At 59.6% G+C, this 20256-nt stretch carries 17 protein-coding genes, 1 tRNA gene and 1 pseudogene; 5 read left to right on the forward strand and 14 right to left on the reverse strand.

Going from position 1 to position 20256, the window contains the following annotated elements:
* Window positions 1–39 precede the first annotated feature (39 nt).
* Together WG907_RS00595 and WG907_RS00600 are read right to left on the reverse strand one after the other, a co-directional pair.
* A complete protein-coding gene (locus WG907_RS00595) occupies window positions 40–2667 on the reverse strand; it encodes a TonB-dependent receptor (protein ID WP_340230594.1) in 2628 nt (875 codons plus the stop codon).
* A 35-nt stretch (window positions 2668–2702) separates the two neighbouring features.
* A complete protein-coding gene (locus tag WG907_RS00600; RefSeq protein ID WP_340230595.1) occupies window positions 2703–2942 on the reverse strand; it encodes a hypothetical protein in 240 nt (79 codons plus the stop codon).
* Window positions 2943–3241: 299 nt separating this feature from the next.
* Here WG907_RS00600 and WG907_RS00605 point away from each other — a divergent pair, with 299 nt between their 5' ends.
* From WG907_RS00605 to WG907_RS00615, 3 genes and pseudogenes are all read left to right on the forward strand, one after another.
* Window positions 3242–3919, forward strand: a complete 678-nt coding sequence (locus WG907_RS00605) for an RNA polymerase sigma factor (protein ID WP_340230596.1) — start codon at window positions 3242–3244, stop codon at window positions 3917–3919.
* A gap of 87 nt (window positions 3920–4006) precedes the next feature.
* Window positions 4007–4411: pseudogene (locus WG907_RS00610) on the forward strand (tyrosine-type recombinase/integrase); the annotation flags it as partial.
* A 223-nt stretch (window positions 4412–4634) separates the two neighbouring features.
* Window positions 4635–5414 (forward strand): glutathione S-transferase family protein, encoded by a 780-nt coding sequence (locus WG907_RS00615; protein ID WP_340230597.1) that lies wholly within the window; start codon window positions 4635–4637, stop codon window positions 5412–5414.
* A 430-nt stretch (window positions 5415–5844) separates the two neighbouring features.
* Here the strand turns inward: WG907_RS00615 and yghU are convergent, their stop codons facing one another.
* From yghU to WG907_RS00650, 7 genes are all read right to left on the reverse strand, one after another.
* The gene (gene yghU, locus WG907_RS00620; RefSeq protein WP_340230599.1) at window positions 5845–6723 is read right to left on the reverse strand and encodes a glutathione-dependent disulfide-bond oxidoreductase; all 879 of its coding nucleotides are present in this window, start codon (window positions 6721–6723) and stop codon (window positions 5845–5847) included.
* A gap of 425 nt (window positions 6724–7148) precedes the next feature.
* Window positions 7149–8099: an SDR family oxidoreductase gene (locus WG907_RS00625; RefSeq protein ID WP_340230600.1), complete on the reverse strand. Its 951-nt coding sequence runs from the start codon at window positions 8097–8099 to the stop codon at window positions 7149–7151.
* Between the two features lie 88 nt (window positions 8100–8187).
* A complete protein-coding gene (locus WG907_RS00630) occupies window positions 8188–8643 on the reverse strand; it encodes an EthD domain-containing protein (RefSeq protein WP_340230601.1) in 456 nt (151 codons plus the stop codon).
* A 148-nt stretch (window positions 8644–8791) separates the two neighbouring features.
* Window positions 8792–9238: a nuclear transport factor 2 family protein gene (locus tag WG907_RS00635; protein WP_340230603.1), complete on the reverse strand. Its 447-nt coding sequence runs from the start codon at window positions 9236–9238 to the stop codon at window positions 8792–8794.
* 178 nt (window positions 9239–9416) lie between these two features.
* Window positions 9417–11645, reverse strand: coding sequence for a TonB-dependent receptor (locus WG907_RS00640; RefSeq protein WP_340230604.1), 2229 nt, complete (start codon window positions 11643–11645; stop codon window positions 9417–9419).
* A gap of 102 nt (window positions 11646–11747) precedes the next feature.
* Complete coding sequence (locus tag WG907_RS00645; protein WP_340230605.1) at window positions 11748–12935, reverse strand: aromatic ring-hydroxylating oxygenase subunit alpha; 1188 nt, start codon at window positions 12933–12935, stop codon at window positions 11748–11750.
* Window positions 12936–13071: 136 nt separating this feature from the next.
* A complete protein-coding gene (locus WG907_RS00650) occupies window positions 13072–14289 on the reverse strand; it encodes an aromatic ring-hydroxylating oxygenase subunit alpha (RefSeq protein ID WP_340230606.1) in 1218 nt (405 codons plus the stop codon).
* A gap of 192 nt (window positions 14290–14481) precedes the next feature.
* Between WG907_RS00650 and WG907_RS00655 the strand changes: the two genes are divergently transcribed.
* The gene (locus tag WG907_RS00655; RefSeq protein WP_340230608.1) at window positions 14482–15102 is read left to right on the forward strand and encodes a TetR/AcrR family transcriptional regulator; all 621 of its coding nucleotides are present in this window, start codon (window positions 14482–14484) and stop codon (window positions 15100–15102) included.
* Window positions 15103–15297: 195 nt separating this feature from the next.
* On the opposite strand, the gene WG907_RS00660 is transcribed toward WG907_RS00655, so the two are convergent.
* Window positions 15298–15858 (reverse strand): epoxide hydrolase family protein, encoded by a 561-nt coding sequence (locus tag WG907_RS00660; RefSeq protein ID WP_340230609.1) that lies wholly within the window; start codon window positions 15856–15858, stop codon window positions 15298–15300.
* Window positions 15859–16181: 323 nt separating this feature from the next.
* On the opposite strand from WG907_RS00660, the gene WG907_RS00665 reads away from it, so the two are divergent.
* Window positions 16182–16439, forward strand: a complete 258-nt coding sequence (locus WG907_RS00665) for a hypothetical protein (protein WP_340230610.1) — start codon at window positions 16182–16184, stop codon at window positions 16437–16439.
* Window positions 16440–16494: 55 nt separating this feature from the next.
* Here WG907_RS00665 and WG907_RS00670 read toward each other — a convergent pair.
* The 4 genes from WG907_RS00670 to WG907_RS00685 all read right to left on the reverse strand — a co-directional run bounded on the left by WG907_RS00670 (window position 16495) and on the right by WG907_RS00685 (window position 20235).
* Window positions 16495–16570 (reverse strand) — tRNA-Val (locus WG907_RS00670).
* Window positions 16571–16655: 85 nt separating this feature from the next.
* Window positions 16656–17648, reverse strand: coding sequence for a MarR family transcriptional regulator (locus WG907_RS00675; protein WP_340230611.1), 993 nt, complete (start codon window positions 17646–17648; stop codon window positions 16656–16658).
* Window positions 17649–17863: 215 nt separating this feature from the next.
* Window positions 17864–18715 carry a D-amino-acid transaminase gene (locus WG907_RS00680; RefSeq protein ID WP_340230612.1) on the reverse strand — a complete coding sequence of 284 codons (852 nt, stop codon included), beginning with the start codon at window positions 18713–18715 and terminating at the stop codon, window positions 17864–17866.
* Window positions 18716–18783: 68 nt separating this feature from the next.
* Window positions 18784–20235 carry a DNA recombination protein RmuC gene (locus WG907_RS00685; protein ID WP_340230614.1) on the reverse strand — a complete coding sequence of 484 codons (1452 nt, stop codon included), beginning with the start codon at window positions 20233–20235 and terminating at the stop codon, window positions 18784–18786.
* Between the last annotated feature and the right edge of the window lie 21 nt (window positions 20236–20256).

Raw genomic sequence — 20256 nt, forward strand, 5'->3', positions numbered from 1 at the left:
ATACCAAGGTTCGTACGACATCAGTGTCAGCGCCGATGACTATTGCCCGAAGGCAACCGTCAGACGAAGCATGATTTCCCGGCCGCGGTTGATTACCGCATAGGCATCTGCCGGTGCACCTGCGGTGGTGGTGCCGGAAATACCGCCGGTGAATTGCAACTGCTGTCCGCTTGCCCAATAATATTTTTCGGTCAGATTGCGGCCGATCAACGCCACTTCCCATTTGTTGTCGGCATTCGCGATGCGCGCCGTGGCGCCCACGAGGGCATATTTGGGCGAGATCAGGAGCGGAAACAGGCTGGCGTCATGAGGCGACCGGCTGGCGAAGTCGACATCGGCCGAAAGGCCAAGCTTCAGCGAATCGCCAAGCGGCGTTTCGTAGTTTGCGCCGACATTCCCGGCCCAGTCGGGCGCGTTGATGAGACGCTTTCCAGCCAGATCCTGAACATTGCCATTCTCGCCCGGAAGGATCGGGCGGGCGTTGCCGCCGCCGGTCGCGCGGAAATTACAGCCCTGTCCTTGCGATTGTCCCCGCCAGCACGGCCCGAAATAGTCAGTGTAGCGTGCGTGATTATAGTTGAGGGCGCCTCTCAGGGTCAGTCCCTCGATCGGTGTGCGGTAGTTCATGTCGAACTCGATGCCCTTGGTCCGCACGCCGCCGGCGTTCCGGATCGTGCCGATAGTACCCTCAAAGGCGGTAATCTGAAGGCCGGTGACCTTATAGCTGAAGACCGAGAGATTGGTGCGAAGCGCGCCATCCAGCAACGCCGCTTTCACGCCGCCCTCGAAGCCTTTGATCTTCTGTGGTCCATAATTGATGGGAACGGCAAAGGACGCCGTACTGCCATTGAAACCGCCCGACAGGAACCCGGTCTTATACGATCCGAAAAAGGTCAACCTCTCGCTCGGGCGATAGCTGGCTGTCAGCTCCGGCGAGAAATTGTTGAAGGAAACCCTATCCACAGGTGGCGCAAAGGGCAGCATCGGGTTCGTGCGCGAACCGGTGAAATCCGCAAGCGCGACGGGGAGCGTCTTCTTTTCATGCGAATAGCGCCCACCCGCTGACAGTTCGAGTTGCGGCGTAACATCGAACCGTGCCTGGCCGAACACCGAATAGGCGGTGCCGTCCTGGGTCAGCAGATATTGCGCCACCTCGACGGGGTTGGTGGCGTTGCCGAAAGCGTGGTTGGCAGACGATGACCGTGTGTCGGTGTAGATCCCGCCGACCGTGAAATTCAAGGGGCCGTCAAAATGGCTGTTCGCACGAAGCTCCTGCGAAATCTGCCGGTGCTTGAACTGGACGAAGGCGGCAAGCGTCGGCAGGCCGACACTGCCGAAGTTGAAGATTGGAACGACAGGATAGGTAGCGAACTGATCGACATTGACGACCGCGTTCCGATAGAAGCCGGTCACAGAGGTGAGGTCGACCGCATCGCCGAGCTTATAGTTCATCTCCAGCCCGGCGAGGATCTGATTACTTTTGCTAAACAGCTCCCCATCACCGAACCTTGGCTCGTAGGGCGTGAAAACCGCGCCGATATTGTCGGTGCGGTTAGTGCGCGTGTCGGCCTTGCAATCGCTCACTACGCCCACGAGCTGCGAGGTCCCAAATGGGCAATTGACCACCTGCGCATTGTTTGCGTTCGATGCGCTGTCGGTCTTGCCATAGGTAAGTTTAAGGCGCGCGCTGAACGCGTTGGTTGGATCGAACTTCAATGTACCGCGCACCGCCCATTCACGATTGCGGAGACCGTAACGGTGGAACGGTGCAAAGGGGCTGTCCGCCGGAACCACGCTTTTCACCCAGCCGCGCATATCCGAGCCGTAGAACGCAAGGCGCGCGCCCAGCGTATCGGTCAGCGGTCCCGAAACGAACCCTTCGCCGCGCCACTCATGCGCGTTGAACTCATAACCCAACGAGGCCTTGGCCGCGAAATGGGGTGTCGGGTCGGCGGTGCGGAGCGAAATAATGCCTGCCGGGCTGTTCTTGCCGAAGAACAGCGCCTGCGGTCCCTTGAGAACCTCGACCTGCTGGAGATCCATGAAGCCGAGGCGGCGTACACCCGATTTCGCGATCTGCACGCTATCGATGTTGAACGACACCGCCTGATCGCCCAGCGGGTTGGTGTCGGGGCCGGCGACGCCGCGCAACGCGATCGTGCCGCCCTGGATGCCGCCGCCAGATCCTGAAATGGTCAGGCCGGGAACCAGCTGGGCGAGCGCGTCGGCGCCGTTGATCCCGCGCCGCTGGAGTTCGGCCGCGCCCACCGCCGTGAGCACAACGGGAACCGCTATCGACGTCTCGTCGCGCCTGCGCGCCGTGACGATGATGTCGTCGACAGGAGCCTCGTCAGTCCGCGCGGGCGCTGGGCTGGCCTGCTCGGAGGGCATTTGGCTGCTTGCCATTGCCATCACATGATATTGACGCGGCGCAACAGCGGCGGCGCTCGCCTGCGCAAGCGTGATCGTCGCGCCATCGTCTTTCACGATTCGCAGCCCCGCCCCGGCAATCAGCTGCCTTAGCGCCGCGCGAACGTCATATGTGCCCCTGATCTCGGATGTGGTCACGCCCCGAAGCTTTTTGCCGGGAGCCACGATCTGTATCCCCGCCTGCCGCGCGAATTCAGGCACGGACTTCGTGGCGGATTGCGAGGGTTCGTCCGGCATTCCAGGCCTGACGCTTGGTCGTAGCGGGTTCGGTTTCAGACATCTCCGTGATCATTCTCCAACAGCCAGATTGGCCATTTGAAGAACGTCTGCCTGCTCGACGGGGAGAAATGCTGCGAAGCGCCTGCTGACCAGTGCCGGTTGTTCACACCCGCGCGCCGATGAACGTCCGCTCCAGCCGAGAGCCGACCTTCGCCGCCAAGCTGGGGAATGTCGGGATTGTCCCACGATGCGGCGTTAGCCCCGGGTGAAATCGACCCATCGTTGCCGTTCATGAGCCGATTCCACCGTCTCAGGTGCGGACCGACAGCTATCCGGCAGTTCCCGACCAGACCAAGCCGGTGCCGCCGGAGTCTGGCTGTCTGTTTATGATGGAAGCGGCCGTTCGAGCACAATGCGTATGCACTTAGCAGCGCTCCTCATTAGACAGCCCGATTGATCGAGGGCACTGAATTTCCCCCAGATTATGTGATCGAGCGCCTCTGTCCAGTTAAGGTTCATACTCCGGCGCGACGGATCAGTCGCCGTAGCACGGTGATTCTCCAGATAGTGGACACCAACCCGAAACAGTTCCTTGCATCCGGCTGAGTGTGGGCAGGCGCGGTGTTGGGCGTTTTCTTTTCCGCATGTTATATCACTGACCATGAAGCCATTCAGTGATGATAGAGCGCTGTGGATCGCACGGCACATCCTGCCCCACGAGCCTGCTCTCCGCGCCTGCCTGAGTCGCTGGCGCCTGCCCACGGACCTTGATCCCGAAGACGTGGTGCAGGAAGCTTACAGCCGATTCGCCCAGATGGATTCGGTCGATCGGATCCTCGATCCCCGGGCCTATCTATTCAGCGTCGCGCGGACGATCCTGTTGATGCATGTCCGACATGCTCGCGTGATTTCCATACGCGCGATCGACGAAACCGATGCGCTGCTCATCGCGGCAGACGAGCCGTCTCCGGAGGTGCAAGTCTCGGATCGCGAGCAATTGCATCTTCTGGCGATCGCCGTATCGGAATTACCTGAATCCTGGCGTAGAGCCTTCCTCCTGCGCATGATCGATGAACTGCCCTATCGCGACATCGGCGAACGGCTCGGCATAAGCGACAACGCCGTGCAAAAATTGATCGCCAAAAGCCTTGGACGTTTGATTACGGGGCTGGGACGAAGCGTAAATGCGGGGGCTGGCGCATCTAAGAAGAAATGGCAGCAGCGTGTGCGGGAACATGATGGCGAAACGCGAGACGAGCGAGGAAATTAGCGCGACGGCGGCGGATTGGGCCGTTCGTCTCGACTGTGCGCCGCTCGACCCCGTCAGCCAGGTGGCGCTGGATGAGTGGCTGGCTGGGGGCAGGTCCGAACGCGCGCAATCGTGATGCAGCAGAAAACAGGTCGGCCAGTTCAATTCGAACTGATTGCCGACGCTCGGGCCAGCTTGCTGGCGTGGCTCGAACGTCGCGGCGGCACGGTAGACGATTATGTCTTTCCGAGCCGGATTGATCACAATGGCCATCTCAGCACCCGCCCGTAGGCTCGGCTTGTCGATGAATGGGTGACGGGGGCAGGCTTGATACGAAGTGAGTATGGCACTCACTCGCTTCGCCGGACGAAGGCGTCCATCATTTACAGGGCGGCCGGCAATCTGCGCGCCGTCCAAATCCTGCTTGGCCATAGCAAGATCGAGAATAGGGTGCGATATCTCGGGATTGACGTGGAAGATGCGCTTGCGCTCGCTGAGAATACCGAAATTTAAACCTGTTGGCTCCTCGCTGCTGCCGAGGAGCTAATCTTGGAGTCCCGAGGACTGAGAATCTTTTTTCTCTATCCGTCGTATAGCAAGGCTGAACGAAATTAACCCCGCATCTTTTCACAGCCATTGAATATCCGACGGAGCGCGTGCAATGCAGGGGGGAGAAAAGCGCGGAGCAAGCGCCTGCACCTCAGCCCGTGCAGCTCAACCATCAGGAGTGGATGGAATGAAATATCTCGAAGTCGAGCAGGCCCGACAGATGCCGGGATTGCGCCTGGTTCTCACCCGCGGTTTCCTCAATCCTTGGGGGGAGGCTGCGAAAGCAGTTTTCAGGATAAAAGGCATCCCGTTCATTCCCGTGTCGCAATATGCCGGCGAGCCCAATCTCGCACTTAAGGAATGGACCGGCCAGACTGCCGGCCCGGCCGCGATATATGACGACGAGCCGCCCCGCCTGAGCTGGGGACCCGTATTGCACCTTGCGCAGCGCCTGGAGCCGGAGCCGCCGCTACTTCCTGCCCAGTCGGATTTGCGCATCCGTGTCCTTGGATTTTGCGAGGAGTTGGCGGGCGAAGATGGCCTCGGGTGGAATCGGCGGCTTCATACGATGGCACAGTGGACCACGGCTGCGGAGAGCCCGTTTCCTGAAAAAAATGGCGAGCGGATTCTAGTTAAATATGCGAGCCGGCGCGGCAAGGAGGTAGCAGATCGCGCGCGAAGCAGGATGATTGAAATATTGGGGGCAATGGCGCAGTTGGCGGAAAAGAAGGATCTGGCACGGCAGCGGTACTTAATCGGCGGCCAGCTCACTGTTCTTGATGTCATTTGGGCGGCGTTTTGTAACCTCCTGGACCCCCTGCCTCCTCACATCTGCGACTTGCCGAACGAACTGCGACAAATGTATACGGTGACCGACCCCCATCTGCGCGCGGCGCTGAGTCCAGCGTTGCTAGACCATCGCGACTTCATGTACACGCATCACATGGAGCCGCCGATATCCCTATGAAGGCGTTGCACCACTCTGGTCATCCTGCCACTTTGTCTGGCTGGGCGGCCCGAAAAACGAGGAAGGCCCCTTCGTCGAGCAGGCTCCCCGGCGTTAGATGGCCGCCTCAAGGTAAGCTGTGTAAGTGGGTGGCCTTGTTGTCTCGGATACCAATCGCCTGGCCCGTTTCTGTATTCACATCGATAAGTACGGCACGCTGACCGACACAATGGCGCAGAACGAGGGCCGCCCCTCTATGGCTGGGTCTTCACGGTCAAGAACATGGCTCTCCCGCTGAGCAGCCACCCCAGACTGTTTTCACTATGATTCCAGAGCGACGGTCATATACAGCAGCCGTTGTTAGCGCTTCTTTAGGCTTGCCGTGGCGTAATTATCGAAGAAATCCGCTTTTGCATTTAGGTTTCTCCCCAAGGGGCAGCGTCAGTCAGCGTCACTCTCGATCTTCTTGGATCATGTTCTGGAAGTCGCTTGCATCATGCCTCTCGCGCAGTTGATTGGACGAATCGCCGAAGCTCCGGTTGACAATGGCGCCGCGGCGGACTGCCTTCCGGGCTCCCAACATTTCGGTCCAGCGCTGGACGTGCCGATAGTTGTGGACACCGAGGAACTCGCCGGCGTCGTAAATTTCTCCCCTCGCGAGACCGCCGTACCAAGGCCAGATCGCCATATCCGCGATCGTATAATCCGGCCCGGCGATATACTCGCTCTGGGCCAACCTGCGATCGAGCACGTCCATCTGCCTCTTCACTTCAAGTGCGAACCGGTCGATCGCATATTCGATTTTGGCGGGCGCGTAGGCGTAGAAATGGCCGAACCCTCCGCCAACGGAAGGTGTGCTCCCTACCTGCCAGAATAGCCACGACAGGCATTCCGCGCGCGCCGCGCCGCTCAGGGGGATAAATTTGCCGAATTTCTCGGCCAGGTGGAAGAGGATCGCACCGGATTCGAAAATACGGATGGGTTCGCTGCCACTGCGGTCAACCATCGCCGGAATCTTCGAATTGGGATTGATGTCGACGAACCCGCTAGTGAACTGGTCCCCCTCGCCGATGTCGATGAACCAGGCATCATATTCCGCTTCATCGATACCGAGCGCGAGCAATTCCTCGAGACAGATCGTGACCTTCTGGCCGTTAGGAGAGCCGAGCGAGTAAAGTTGCAGAGGATGGTGTCCCACCGGCAGTGCCCGCTCGCTGGTGGCGCCGGCGATCGGCCGGTTGAGTCGGTTGACGTTGTTGCCGAACCGATCACCGCTGTCTTGGTCCCACGCCCAAACAGCGGGCGGAACATAGCTATTTTCGTCGACCATAAGTCACTCCTACATGTTAAAAATATGAAGGGCACAGTCTACTTCTAATAGGCCCTATTGCCTGTTTCCAGCCCTTGTTGAGGGGCCGGTTGCTACAGTAGACTAGAACGTCTCATGTGCCGATCACGTCATGGATATTGATCAAAGTTCCGCATGTATGAAAGGAGACAGTGGCGCGGACCTGTCAGCGCAGTGTAGGAAGTGGAGCCTTGAACGCGGAAACGCAAAAGAACATACTTTCACGCTTTGCCCGATCACCTTCGATCTCGCACAGAACGTTACCCATGTGAGGGCTGCAGGAATATATCTTGTCCTTGAACATGCTTCAGACACTTGCTGATCTTTCGCGCCGATCTAAGACGCCGAAACATTCAAATTGGTTGATCAGCAATCTCCATTTTTATATCATGTGCCGTCGGCAATCATTAGCCAGATAATGACCCTATCGCTGTTCCATTATCGGTTTCAGGGGTCCAGTCCTGCTGCGCGGCCCATTCGCGCAGGGTGATAAGATCAAGCGGGATTTCCGCGAGCACCGCCTCCATATCAACCTCGAACGGCCGATGGGACGATGTATTGTTAAAGGTATAAAAGAGCCCCATCGCCTCCGTATACACCTCGCGCGGCATCAGATCGGCCAGACCCACTTCCTCATGAACCCGCGCGCCCCACTCATAGGGGTCCTCATACTGATAGGTAATCGGGCGGCCCAACGATTCCGACAGGATGTCGACCACTTCTTCCACGGCCAGCGTTTCGGGACCGCCGATTGCGATGCGACGGCCAATAAGGTCGTCGCGACTAAGCGCCGCCACCATGAACTTGGCGACATCGTCCATCGCTATCCAGTTCGCGAGCATGCCGGGCCGCTGGCAATAACGGTACAGCCCGTGATTAACCAGGTTGGGCCTCGCGAAGCGCGTGATCAGATTGTCCATGAAGAGCACCGGCCGAAAGATCGTGACCTCAAGGCCGGAACCGGCGATGATGTTCTCCAGATCCAGAACCGCATCATAATGGGGCTGCCCGCAAGGTGCGTCCGGTGCCCACATCATGGAGTTATGCACGATGCGGTGCACGCCTGCTTCTTTGGCCGCTGCGACAAGATTTTGCGCATATTGGGGTGATTTCTCGCCTGCCAGCGAAGGGATCGCGCTCAAGATCGCGTCCATTCCCACGAACGCGGCCGCCAACGCGCCGACATCAGAAAAATCGGCGCTGACCACGCTCGTGCCGCAGAACTCCTCACGGTCAAAGATAACCCCAGACCGCGAGATCGCCTGCGGCTGATACCCGCCCGCCAAAGCTTCGCGCACCTGCGCCTGACCCATCCGGCTGCTCGCGCACAGGACTGCGATCCTGTTTCGTTCCGTCATTCCCGTTCCTTATCATCTATTACAGGGCGCTTCAGTCTTCTGTCCGCCCAACTAGCCCCCGCGGTCCTACCGTAGAGTTCGACCCAAACTATAATGCTGTGGGTCCAATGGCCGGGCCGGGCTGGCATTTCGCCTCAGTTGCACCCGCTTCATAAACGGGGCGGCAAGCGCTCAGGTCCGTTTCATGCTCTTCGAGCACCACCATCAAGCTCTTCTCGCGATCAATGAAATTCATTTCGTCCGCAGCGAAGATTTCGCCATAGGGATCGGCCGATCCACGACGGAAAAATTCGTCGCTATCTTCTCGACTGTCGAACCACAATTCCATGGCGACATCGAAAGGCATTTCGGGCACTTGGTCGGGTATTGGCGCCCCTGCAAAGACCATCGGGGAAAAATATCGCCTGAAGTACCGGACGGGAGGCTTTCCCGTTTCCGTCCAGATCTTGACGCCTAATGCCGAGTGATTGTTCTCATAGTAGTCGATCAAATGCTCCATCGACGTCCCGGGCTTGCGCTTCATCAGCGTCATGATCTTGAACATCGCTGGCCTCTCCTCGGTTTAGTAGCCTTGCAGCTTATTTTTCTTGGCCAGCAGCGACATCAGAGGTCGCAGGAGCATCTGGCCAACAAGTAGTAAGGGAGGTGTCTCCGTTCAACGACGGCTGCATGTGCACAACCGCATCTCAAGCTTAGCTTGCAGTTGGCGACGATATCGCAATCGTTTCGGGTTCGATGGTTTTCCGAAGAATCCGCTCCGCTATCAGCCAGCGACCGTCGATCTTTTCATAACGATCCTCGTAAATGCAATGTGTACGCGCGTGGGTCCCATCGTTCAGCACGGCCTCTATCAGTGCGAAGGCCCTGCCCCGGGCCGTCGTCGCCGTCATGTCGGTAATATGGTGAGTCGTCATATGATGAAGGACATGCCGGACGATTTCCGTGAGGTGATTTCCATAGGCACGGATTTCGTCGTGGCCGTTCATGAGCGGGTTATCGAATTCGCTCTCGTCGAAGACGGCGTCCGGGGTGAAAAGACTGACCCATTCTTCGATTTCGTGAAAATCGACATGCAATGCATAGCGTTGGTTCAACGCGGCAATTTCAAGCCGGTCTTCTACGTTGCTGAACTCACCCATCACTCTTCTCCATGAAACGACCTTAAGCACCATCCCAAGGCTTAGCGCAACACAGCGCTCGTCCTAACTCTTACCCGTGCTGAACTATTCGCCCTTCACGGCTTAAGTGTTCATCCGATGATCGCCGGGGGGGGGGGGGGGGGAGCCTGCAACATGCAAGTTCCCCTCCGACCAGCATTCAGAAACGATACTCGGCGCGTACCCCATAGGTGCGAGGCCGTGCGGCAAAGAAGCTCATACCATAGGGCTGGTATGTCGCTCGGTTCTGCGCATATTTCTTGTCGAAGGCGTTGTCCACATAGAGGCCGAGACGCAACGCATCACCCGGGGGGCTGACATAGCCGGAGAAGTTGGCGACGACATAGCCCTTCTGCTGATCAAAACCGAGCTGTCCGCCGGCGCCTGGCGTAAACAGGAAACGCGAGCGATATTGCGCGACGCCCGCCAGATTGGCCGACCAGTCGCCCAGTGCGAAGGTGTAGCTACCGTTGAGCGAAGCGGTAATGCGCGGCGCGTGCGGCAACCGCGTGCCTGAAAAGTCCAATGAGCAAGAGTACATCGTGGCTCCGGGCGCCGCAGTATTGATCGTACCGGTGGGGTCGAAACACACAGTCGATGCATTGGGATAGCTTAGATATGTGATATGCTGATAGGCAAGAGAACCGCCCAGAACCAGGCCCGGCATCGGGTCGCCATTGACTTCCAGTTCAGCACCATAGCCTTCGGCCGCGCCGCTGTTCTGGGTCCTCTGGCCGCCACCTGTGGCGTCGAGCACCTGCGCTTGCAGGCCCTTGTTTTTATAGTAGAATACAGACAGGTTGCTTCTCAATTTACCGCCAAATGCCGAGTTCTTCACACCGACTTCGTGGTTGAAGACCTTCTCGGGATTGACCCTGTCAGCAGGAAACGCCGAGGGCGTACCAAAGCCGCCAGCCTTGAAGCCGCGGGTATAGCTATAGTAAATGTTGAGCGGTCCATTATCCCAAGCGACTACGAAGCGAGGGGTGAACGCGCGGAACGATGCCGATTGTTTCGATATTGCGGGAGCGCCGAACAGTTGGAACCCTGCATTGTTCACGATGGTCAGGTCGCGCTTGTCATAGGTATAGCGGCCACCTGCCGTTACCTTGACCTGGTCAGTCACCTGATAGGTGCCTTCAACGAAGGCCGAGACGGATTCGGTTTTGATCCGATCGTCGGCACCTGGATATGCGCCCACGGCATTCAGCGCGAAATCATAAGCCGATCCCACCAGTGAGAAGCCGATGAAGCTCTTGTCGTAAAAATAGTTCACGCCGAACAGATAGTTGAACCGCCCATCCAGATTGGAAGCAAGCTGCAGTTCCTGAGAGTAGGACTTGCCGCCGTTGCGATCCACCTGATAGAAGAAAATTGGTGCGGGCGTGAAGTCGGTTTCGCCTCGCTGGCGGCTGAGATTGTTGAAATAGGTCGTGGTGCTGGTCAGGTCGAACTGATCCAACTGCAAGGTCGCCCGCAGATCGGCGCGGAACATGCGGTTGTAATATTTTCCCGATTCCGACTGGATCGACCTGTAGAAGCTCGGGGGCGTGTCGCCGCTGGTCTGGCACACGTAACAAACCGGCGCACCCAGGCCGAGCTGATCGGCGTAATTTCTGGCGTTGCTCCGCTGCCACTCGACGCCGCCGGTGATGCTCAAGGCATCGCTCGGGTCCCATTTGAAGCGGCCACGCGCGGTATAATTGTTGGCTCCTCCCAGATCGACACCATTGGAGTTCCGGATATAGCCGTCCTCATTTCTGTAGCGGCCGGCAAATCGAACGCTCAGCGTGTCCGAGATCGGCACGTTCAGCATGCCATCCACCTGCTTATGGTCGAAGCGGCCATATTCCGCGAGAACACGACCTTCGAACTTGTCGGTCGGTGCCGCGCTGCTGATGCGGACGACGCCGCCGGTAGCGTTCCGGCCGTACAATGTTCCCTGAGGGCCGCGCAGAACTTCGATCGAGCCCGGGTCGACCAGGTCAAGCAAGGAGTTCAGTCCGCCTGCGCGCGGAATATAAGCGCCATCGAGATAGATGGTCACGGGCGACTCAAGGCCCGGCGTCGCCGTCTGCACGCCCACGCCGCGAATGAACAGCGCCAGGAAGCCGCTGGTGACCGTAAAATCGGTGCCCGGCATAGCCAGCTGGACATCACGCATGTTGCGCAGCCCAAGCTGTGTCGCGGCCTCAGGTGTCACCGCAGTGATCGCAAGGGGCACATCCTGGAGACGCTCCGAACGCCGCTGCGCTGTGACGATAATGTCGCCCGACGAAGATGCAGGGTCTGGTGTTTGCGTTTCCTGAGAATAAGCAGGGGCGGCCACAGCCAATAAGCAAAAGCCGGACACTCCAACCCTGAGTGCCTTCTTGGTAGAAATTTTCATGTTATATCCCCTTTAGATTATTAGTTATGTTCGCCTTTGGCAGACTCGATCAGCAATTCTTACTCAGGTTAATTTACCTCGGTCCAAAATATTGATTACAGCTCAGCCTTCTGCCGGCCCGATAATGGCGTCGATATTCCGATGCATATTTTGGAGCGCGACCTCGTTACGTCCGAACACCATCTTGAAACCCTTGGGTGCATGTTCGAGATTGCGCTGGCCGCCTTCAGAGACGCTATAATCCTCACCACCCACGATCCCGATATTCCAGTTATGGCCATCGATCAGCGATTGATCGGTTATTGAATCAGGGGCATGCGATGCGCGGTAGACCGACATATAGGTGAAACATTTTCCGACGCTCTCGCCGGGAAACAGGCGGTATAGGCCGATGCCACCTTGATGAGCGGCCGGATACAAAATGGTATTTGGGAAGATGAGATGACTGCCCGTATAAGGAACGTCCGGCCAATCCGTTTCAGGCTGGCCGACGCAGTCTTTGTAATGATTATTGGTGAAACAGACGCGGTGATGCGGCCCGAAGGCGTCGAACAGTGCGACGTCGGGTACTGACATCTGAGCGATGGTCGTCGCGTGTAAAACCTTGAAGTGATAAGCTTCGCCGAATGTATCGAGGCAGTATTTCCAGTTGGCGGCCGCGTCGACCCGCTCGAACGTAATTGGTCTAGCTTTGGCTAGGTCGAGGGCGAGCAATTGTGGTCCCATGTCGCCCAGCCACGCCTCGACATCAATGTCTTCATCGCCCGGATGCGCCTTGACGAATATCATGCCACCCCATTCGCCAACCGGCACGGGTATGAGATTTCGCGCCGCGCGGTCCTGGTCGTCGAAACATTCCTTTTTCGGCACGCCGACGAGCTTGCCTTGCGTATCGAAGCTCCACGCGTGGAACGGGCAGACGATCAACTTGCGGCGCTGGCCTGTCGCCACCAACGGCGCAGCGCGGTGCGTGCACATGTTGAGGAAGGCGCGCGCTTTGCGATCCTTTCCGCGCACGATGAGTAAGGAAGGGCCCACCGCATCGAAGGTGAAGCTATCGCCAGGTTCGGCGATGTCGCCGGAAAAACAGGCGAGCAACGGCAGTTTGCCGAAGATTTCCTGGCATTCCGTCTCGAATCTCGCCGGGTCAGTATATTCGCTGGCAGGCACTGCAAGCGGCGCATCGGCGAGGTCGGTCGTTCCGCCATTGGCAAGATGCCCCACCGTTCTGCGGTCCAGGTCTCGCATGGAGTCGGGTCGGCGACGTGACGATGGCGCTGCGATGTTCATCGGTCGATCCTCATCCCGTTCTGACAAGCTTATCCGTGACCCGTCGTCACATCGACACCCGGGCCATTCGCCGTCATTATTGTCATTTATCCCCCGACGCGGCGCATGCCGGATGCTGGGCAATCCAATTGAGCCTTTATTCTGCCGCTTGGAGCGCCGCCTCCGGTGCCTCGTCCAAAAGGCGATGGAGAGTAGTATGGAAATGCTGAAGCGCGATTTCGTTGCGCCCGAATATGAGATGCTTCTGAGCGCGCGACTTGAGCGTATCCTGCGTCGTCTGCACTACGGGATAATCCTCATCCCGTACCGTCTGATGCGTCATCGCCGCCCAGTTCCTGGTCTCCGCCACCCGATCGGCTGCGAGCCCCCCTTGGGTGACAAGCGTGCGGGAGATCGTGACCGACTTGTCCGGGCTGGCGCCAGGCAGTACCTGATTGACGAACAGGCGCTCGGTCAGCGGTCTTTCTTCGCCGCCATGTTCAGTGAACGCGGTATCGCTCGCAAATGCGAACTCCATGCTCGGGAACAGTGTGTAGGCAATCTGGACGTACCGCTTGAGTTCGTTCAGCGACGTCGGATCGCATTTCTCAATACCAAGCGCTGGCGTTAGATAGCGGGTGTGCAGTCCGTAATGGTCGAACTTCAGGATGTTCGGATAGACAAACGTTCCGAAGCTCTTCGCGTGCAAGCTGATGAAGTGGTAGGACTCTGCATAGCCTTCTGACGCCAACTTCCAATTTGCGGCCGGCAAATCCATCCGATCCACAATATGATATCGATCGAAGCGTGCTTTGCGGATGTTCTTGTCCATCTCCGGGCCGAGAAACGCATCTAGATCCAGTGCCAATCCGGGCGTCAGAACGCCCCAGATCAAACCCGCGCGCTCTTCAACCGCCAATTCGGTCAGCCCGAGGCAAGACTTGTCGACGTCACCGAAAAGGTCGCGCTCCGCGATCGCGAGCAGCTTGCCGTCCAGGCCGTAGGTCCACGCATGATAGATACAGCTCAATCGGGTCGCCGAGCCTAGACCCTCTGCCGCAACCTTTGCCCCGCGATGCCGACAGGCGTTGACGAACATGCGCACTTCGCCGTTCTTCTGCCGCGTCAGAAGGATCGGCACGTCTACCATCGTCTTGGCCCAATAACTGCCAGGTTCGGACAGTTCAGTAGAGAATGCGATGACATGAGGCGTGTTGCGAAACATCTCGACTTCGCGTTCCCAACGGTCTTGGTCGGTATAATCGGTAACCGGCAACCGCATCACATCGGGCGCGAGCGTTGGCTGTTTCAAGCGAACCAGCTCCATGATCTCATCATACAGGGTGCGCATTTCATCTAAATTGAGATCACTCATGATCGATCATATCCTCACCGATACTAGGTGGTTACCTGCTTGCAGCCTCAGGCTTCCTTACCGACGTTTTATACCCACAACACAGCCACGTCAACAGAAATAAGGATACGCATTCTTAGAATTGCACATGAGGGGCTTGCCGAAGAGCAACGAACTGGGGAATGGGGTGGAGGGCAACATTTAAGGGGCATGATGAACCGACGAGCACAAGCGGCGGCAGAACGACGCAAGGAACGATCCGAGCGAAGACAGAACCAGATTCTCGATGCTGCGCGCGCTTGCGTGGTGGCGGAGGGTTTTCACGTGGCCAGCATAAGCCGCATCGGCGAGGCCGCATCGATGAGTCCCGGACACATCTACCAGATTTTCGAAAACAAAGAGGCCATCATGATTGCCTTGGCCGAGCGAGAGTTCCAGGAATTAATGCTCTATATGAGTGAGTTGGATACATCCTCCGTCCTGACCGTAGACACCATCGTTCAGGCATTTATAAGCAAGCTTCCCTGGCTCCTTGAATATGATCGAGGCGCGATCGCGACCGAGGTTCAGGTCGAAGCGGGGCGCAACCAAAAGATTGCGGAGATGATCCAGCGAATAGACCGTCAATTTCGCGCTATGTTTCGCAAGGTCATAGGAACCGTGCTACCTGAACTAACAGCTCGTGAAGTAGACATGCGAGTGGAAATGCTTTTGATAGTGGCAAGGGCGACGGCGCTTCATGCCGTCACCCACCCGGTAACTGACACAGAACTGGTCGCAGGGGGGTTCGAGCTCGCGCTGAGAGGCATTCTCAGTCTGCCCACGCGCATCTGACAAAAAGCTAGCTGACACTGTCTGGGTCGGGCCGCCGGCATTCCGCTGAAAGTTGCTTGCGAAGTCTGGCATTATACTGGCTCTGGAACGCCCCACACCGCGAATTCCCCGGCCGGCGCGTTGCTTGCCCAATTCCAATAGGGCTTCGTGCAGGACGCGCGGGTTCCTACTTGGAGGCTTTTTGTACGTCACTTATTATCCGAGGGCCTTCACATTGATGGCGTTATAGCCCGAGCAAGGCCGAACGCGCGGCTGCATATAGCCAAGGCGGGTGGTGATCTGTGCGCCACGATCGCCGCCCTGAGCTGCCCATCGCGTATAGCCCAGACGTTCCATCAGGACGATCCAGGCCTTGGCGATGCGCTCATTATTCCATCCGGTCGTAGTGGGCTTACCGGAAAAGCCATGCCCCGGCAGCGAGGGTATTATGACGTCGAAGGCGTCCGATGCCTTGCCGCCATGCGCCATAGGATCGGTGAGCGGGGCGATGACATGGCGGAACTCCAGCACCGACCCCGGCCAGCCATGCGTCAAAAGTAGCGGCAGGGCGCCGCGTTCCTTCGAGCGTATATGCAGGAAATGGATGTCGATCCCGTCGATCCGGGTGACGTGCTGATTCAGACTGTTGAGAAACCTTTCGCACGAGCGCCAGTCATAGCCGTTCTGCCAACGTTCGGCCAAACGACGGAGGTCGGCGAGCGGTGTCCCCTGTCGACTATCTTCGACGGTTTCCCTGTCCGGCCAGCGGGTTCGCACAAGTCGGTCGTGCCGACGCCCAGACGCTCCTGGATCACGGCCACACCGAGGTCGCACCGCTTGGGCAGTTTGTCTCGCTCCGCCGTATCCAGCACGGCACCGAGGTCGCCGAGAGAAAAGTCGGTGCGATAATCGGTTCCGTGCGCGTTACCGTCGGGCAGGCTCTCTCCTCTTATCGCTTCCGGTCTGGATTACGCCGCCTCTACTGTATGGGCTTCGATCGTGACACCGAGACGCCGACGGAGAGAGGCAAAGATAGCGGCAAGATTGTCCATACTAGGGTTACCTTTTTCGGACAGCATCCGATGTAGGCTTTTGCTCGGATGTCTGGTCTCCTCCGCCAGCGCCTCAAAGCCAACCGAGGCGTTGACCAGATCGCGCAGGATGAGCCGCGCGACATGCGGTTCGCCATTAAGGAAAGCGGTCGCCGCCTCATCAAGCATGGCCTTGGAGAAGCCTCCGGTGCCATTGCCGCCCGGAGGTGGAGCGAAGCGGAACCGGAGGGCGGCAATGGCGGTGTCGCTGTTTCCGGTGCCGGCGGGCGATACCCCAGCGAGCTATGGGGCCGCACGGTGTTGTAATGCCGCCGCCAGGCTTCGATCAACGTCCTGGCTTCGGCCAGGGTGGGCTTAAAAATGGTGGGCGATGACGGGCTCGAACCGCCGACATTCTCGGTGTAAACGAGACGCTCTACCAACTGAGCTAATCGCCCGATGCGCGCTCCCTGATCGGGCGATCGGCGACCGCCTCTCTAGGGCAATCCGCGCGCCGGTCAAGCCGGGACGAGCAATGGCCGTTCAGCAGCACAGATAACGGCGGCTCGCCGTAAACCATCGGGTCAGGGCGTCGGCCGCGCTATCGGCGAGCGCGATAAAGATGCGGCGGCCGTCATGCGGATCGGCCTGTCGCACGACCAGGCCGTCGTCGGTCAGCGTGCGAATCCAGCGCAGCGCCGTTGTGGGAGGGACCGCCGACGCGATGCACAGGCTGGATACCGATACCCGCTCATGTTCCAGCCGCGCTGCCATCAGGTCGAGCAGCATGTCCCAGGCCGGGTCGGCAAAAAGCTCGCCGGCGAGGAAATCGGCGCGCATGCGTCGCGCGCGGAGCAGGTCGCGGACCCGGGCGGCGGTGATGGCGACGTCCGTATCCGTCGCCGGCTCGCCGCCGATCGGCGAAAGCGCCGGCATGCCGATATAGTCGCTCGACCGGTCGGATATGCGCACGCCCATATCAAAGGAAGGTGCCGCGCCCCGCGAACGGGTGGTCAGCGATTCGATCGTGCGTGCAAGCCGGCTGACCTCCTGGCTCAACTGATCGAGCCGATTGCTCTCGCCCTCCCGCGGCGCGTCATTAACATTGCGCAGGCTTGCTTCATTGCTGGAAGCGGCCAACAGCGCGGCGGCGAGATCGGTATTGTCGGGATTGCAGAGCAGTTGGGTGCGCGGGCTGCGCACGCAGGCATAGGCCAGATCCAGCGTTTCGATACCGGCGAGCAGGATGACCGCCATATTATTCTGAATAGCGATCGTTTCGATCTGCACCATCAGCCGCTCCAGCAGGATACCGGGCCGCTGGCAGCACAGCAGGACCACGTCACAGTCGATCTGGATATCCAGCCGCGCAGGCGCCGCTTCCAGGGGCACGACGTCGAGCAGTCTAAGGCCGGCTGCCGCCGCCACCGCTCCGGCATTGTCGAACCAGCCGTCATCCGCCACGATCAGCAGGCCGCGCCGTTCATCCGGCGCGCCATAGGGCATGTCGATCTTTGCGGCAAAAGGGTCGGCCATCACACTCAATCTCCTGTGCACGTTCTGTTCCTATGGTATCGATTTGGCAAGAGTATGCAGCCCATGCTTCTTCCATTATGGATAAAAGCTGCCGGCTGTCGGTCATGCGGTCGCGCGGCCATCGCATACTGATCCGGTTTAAGACCGATATGGCGGGGCCGCTGCACCGAAACGGGACTTTGTCGGCTTCATCCAGATCGGTGGCAGTTCCAGTGTCAGACGGCGGTGCGGCGAGCGAAATCGATGTACAGGGCCCGCAGACGCGTCGCGACCGGGCCGGGCGTGCCGTCGCCGATCCTGTGGTCGTCGATGCGGACGACCGACTGGCACAGCGTCGACGCGCTGGTGATGAACGCCTCTTTCGCGCCCAGCGCCTCCGCTACGGTAAAGGTGCGGCGGACCAGGGGAATGCCATCTTCCGTCGCCAGTATCCCGAGCGCGGCGCCCGTGCACCCGGCGAGAACGGCCTGCGAATAGGGGCGCGTGACGATGCCCTCGTCGGTGACGATGAATGCGGTCGACGACGCGCCTTCGGTGACGAATCCATCTTCGACCATCCATGCCTCCTGACAGCCGGCATCGGCCGCAGCGCGCTTGGCCATCGCCTGAGCCAGCAGGCCGGTGCTCTTGATGTCACGCCTTGCCCAGCGCAGGTCGGGCATCGTCGCCACCGCTATGCCTGTGCGCGCAGCGGGCGAGTCGACAAACGGTTTGTCGGCCACGAACAGGACGAGCGTGGGCGCGAGATCCGGCGCGGGCAGGAAGTCGCGCGCCGCGTCCACGCCGCCTGTGAGCTGGAGATAGACGAGACCCTCGTTCAGGCCATTGCGGGCGATCAACTGCTTTTGCACGGCCTCCACCGCCGCAAGGCCGATCGGCAGCGACAGGCCGATGGCGCTGGCCGACCGTTCCAGCCGAGCGAGATGCGACGCGCTATCGACCAGCCGGCCGTCGATCACCGCCGCGACCTCGTAAATGCCCTCGGCGAACAAAAATCCCCTGTCGAGTACCGAGACATGCGCGTCGGCCAGCGGCAGATATTCCCCGTTCAAATAGGCGATGGACATGATTGAGTGACCCCCGTTGACGTGGCGGCGATCTTGCCGCCCGGGCGGGCGCGGTCAAGCCGTCGGCGCTATTCCGCCGCGTGTGGCAGCGCGCGGGCCTCTTCCGCCTGGCTTCCGCGCGCCACGATGTCGAGCGGCTCGGTCGCCTCGATCTCCTTGCCGCCTGTCTCTATGTCGAGATCGCGGAACTTGCGGCCGGTGGACAGGACGCGCGTGTCGAAGCTGCCGACGAAGCTGTTATAGTTGGTCACCGCGCTGTTGAGGCCGGACCCAAGGCGCTTCAAATGCGTCGCCGCCACCGCCAGCCGTTCGTATAATTCCTTGCCGAGCTGTCCGACCTGCCGCGCCTGATCCTGCATCTTGGCCTGCCGCCAATGGCCGGCCAGCGTGCGGGCGAGGGGGAGGAAGGTCGCGGGGCCGCAGATGATGACCCGGTTGCGCGCGGCCCGCTCCCACAGGTCCATGTCCGCTTCCAGCGCCGCCGTGACGAAATTGTCGCCGGGCACATACATGATGACGAAGTCGGGGGCTTTTTCGAATTGCTCCCAATAGGCTTTCCGCCCGAGCGCATCGGCGTGGGTGCGCAGGGCGCGGGCATGTTCGATCATATGCGCGTCGCGGATCGCTGGATCGACCTGATCAACCGCGTTCAGATAGGCGACCAGCGAGCATTTGACGTCGACCACCATCTGCTGGTCGCCCGGCAGGCGGATGATGAAGTCGGGGCGCAGACGGCCGTCTTCGACCGTGACCGACACTTCCTCGCTGAAATCGACATGCTGGGAAAGGCCGGCGGTCTCGATCAGATTCTTGAACTGCTGCTCGCCCCAGCGACCGCGCGTCTTGGGCGCAGCGCGCAGCGCGTTGACCAGCTTGGCGGTCTCGTCGCGCACCTGCCCCTGGCCGAGTTGCACCTGGCTGACCGCCTCGCGCAGTTCGGCATAGCTGCCGACGCGGTCCTTCTCGACCCGCTGCAGCCCTTCCTCATAGCGTTTGAGGGTGGTTTCGACCGGGGAAAGAAGTGTCTTGAGTTGCGCCTCGCTCTTTTCATTCGCCTGCGCGAATCGCTGGTCGGCGCGCGTAAGGAAGTCCGCCTTGGCATGATCGAGCAGCTTGCCGCCGATTTCGCTGAACTGCGCGGAAAGCTGTTCCTTGGCGTCCTTGAGCGCGACGATCTGCGCCTCGAATGCTTCGGCACGGGCGCGCGTGTCGGACGTGAGCGCGGCGAGTTCGCGCAGGGCCTCCTCGCGTTCCGCCTGCACCGCTTCGAGCCGCTGACCGAGCGCCGCCAGCTCTTGCCCCCGTCGCTCGAACGCCGCACTGGCCTGCGCCGCGCGCTCCTGCATCACCGCCAGCTCGCCGATCGCGCCGTTGCGCTGGCTCGCCGCCAGCTCCAGCTTCGCCGCGAGGTCCGCTTTTTCGGCGGATAAGGGCGCAAGCGCCTTGCCGCGCAGCAGCCAGCCGGCCGCAAGGCCCGCCAGCAAGGCGACGAGGATCAACAAGGCGGCGATACTGTCCATGAAAACCCTTTATTGGAACGA

The organism is Sphingobium fluminis (assembly GCF_037723805.1).
Classification (GTDB): domain Bacteria; phylum Pseudomonadota; class Alphaproteobacteria; order Sphingomonadales; family Sphingomonadaceae; genus Sphingobium.

Excerpts from the sequence above, each read along its gene's own strand:
- WG907_RS00595 (WP_340230594.1), bottom strand. The coding sequence starts at position 2,667 with ATGCCGGACGAACCCTCGCAATCCGCCACGAAGTCCGTGCCTGAATTC.
- WG907_RS00600 (WP_340230595.1), bottom strand. The coding sequence starts at position 2,942 with ATGAACGGCAACGATGGGTCGATTTCACCCGGGGCTAACGCCGCATCG.
- WG907_RS00615 (WP_340230597.1), top strand. The coding sequence starts at position 4,635 with ATGAAATATCTCGAAGTCGAGCAGGCCCGACAGATGCCGGGATTGCGC.
- yghU (WP_340230599.1), bottom strand. The coding sequence starts at position 6,723 with ATGGTCGACGAAAATAGCTATGTTCCGCCCGCTGTTTGGGCGTGGGAC.
- WG907_RS00625 (WP_340230600.1), bottom strand. The coding sequence starts at position 8,099 with ATGACGGAACGAAACAGGATCGCAGTCCTGTGCGCGAGCAGCCGGATG.
- WG907_RS00630 (WP_340230601.1), bottom strand. The coding sequence starts at position 8,643 with ATGTTCAAGATCATGACGCTGATGAAGCGCAAGCCCGGGACGTCGATG.
- WG907_RS00635 (WP_340230603.1), bottom strand. The coding sequence starts at position 9,238 with ATGGGTGAGTTCAGCAACGTAGAAGACCGGCTTGAAATTGCCGCGTTG.
- WG907_RS00640 (WP_340230604.1), bottom strand. The coding sequence starts at position 11,645 with ATGAAAATTTCTACCAAGAAGGCACTCAGGGTTGGAGTGTCCGGCTTT.
- WG907_RS00645 (WP_340230605.1), bottom strand. The coding sequence starts at position 12,935 with ATGAACATCGCAGCGCCATCGTCACGTCGCCGACCCGACTCCATGCGA.
- WG907_RS00650 (WP_340230606.1), bottom strand. The coding sequence starts at position 14,289 with ATGAGTGATCTCAATTTAGATGAAATGCGCACCCTGTATGATGAGATC.
- WG907_RS00655 (WP_340230608.1), top strand. The coding sequence starts at position 14,482 with ATGAACCGACGAGCACAAGCGGCGGCAGAACGACGCAAGGAACGATCC.
- WG907_RS00665 (WP_340230610.1), top strand. The coding sequence starts at position 16,182 with ATGTCTGGTCTCCTCCGCCAGCGCCTCAAAGCCAACCGAGGCGTTGAC.
- WG907_RS00675 (WP_340230611.1), bottom strand. The coding sequence starts at position 17,648 with ATGGCCGACCCTTTTGCCGCAAAGATCGACATGCCCTATGGCGCGCCG.
- WG907_RS00680 (WP_340230612.1), bottom strand. The coding sequence starts at position 18,715 with ATGTCCATCGCCTATTTGAACGGGGAATATCTGCCGCTGGCCGACGCG.
- WG907_RS00685 (WP_340230614.1), bottom strand. The coding sequence starts at position 20,235 with ATGGACAGTATCGCCGCCTTGTTGATCCTCGTCGCCTTGCTGGCGGGC.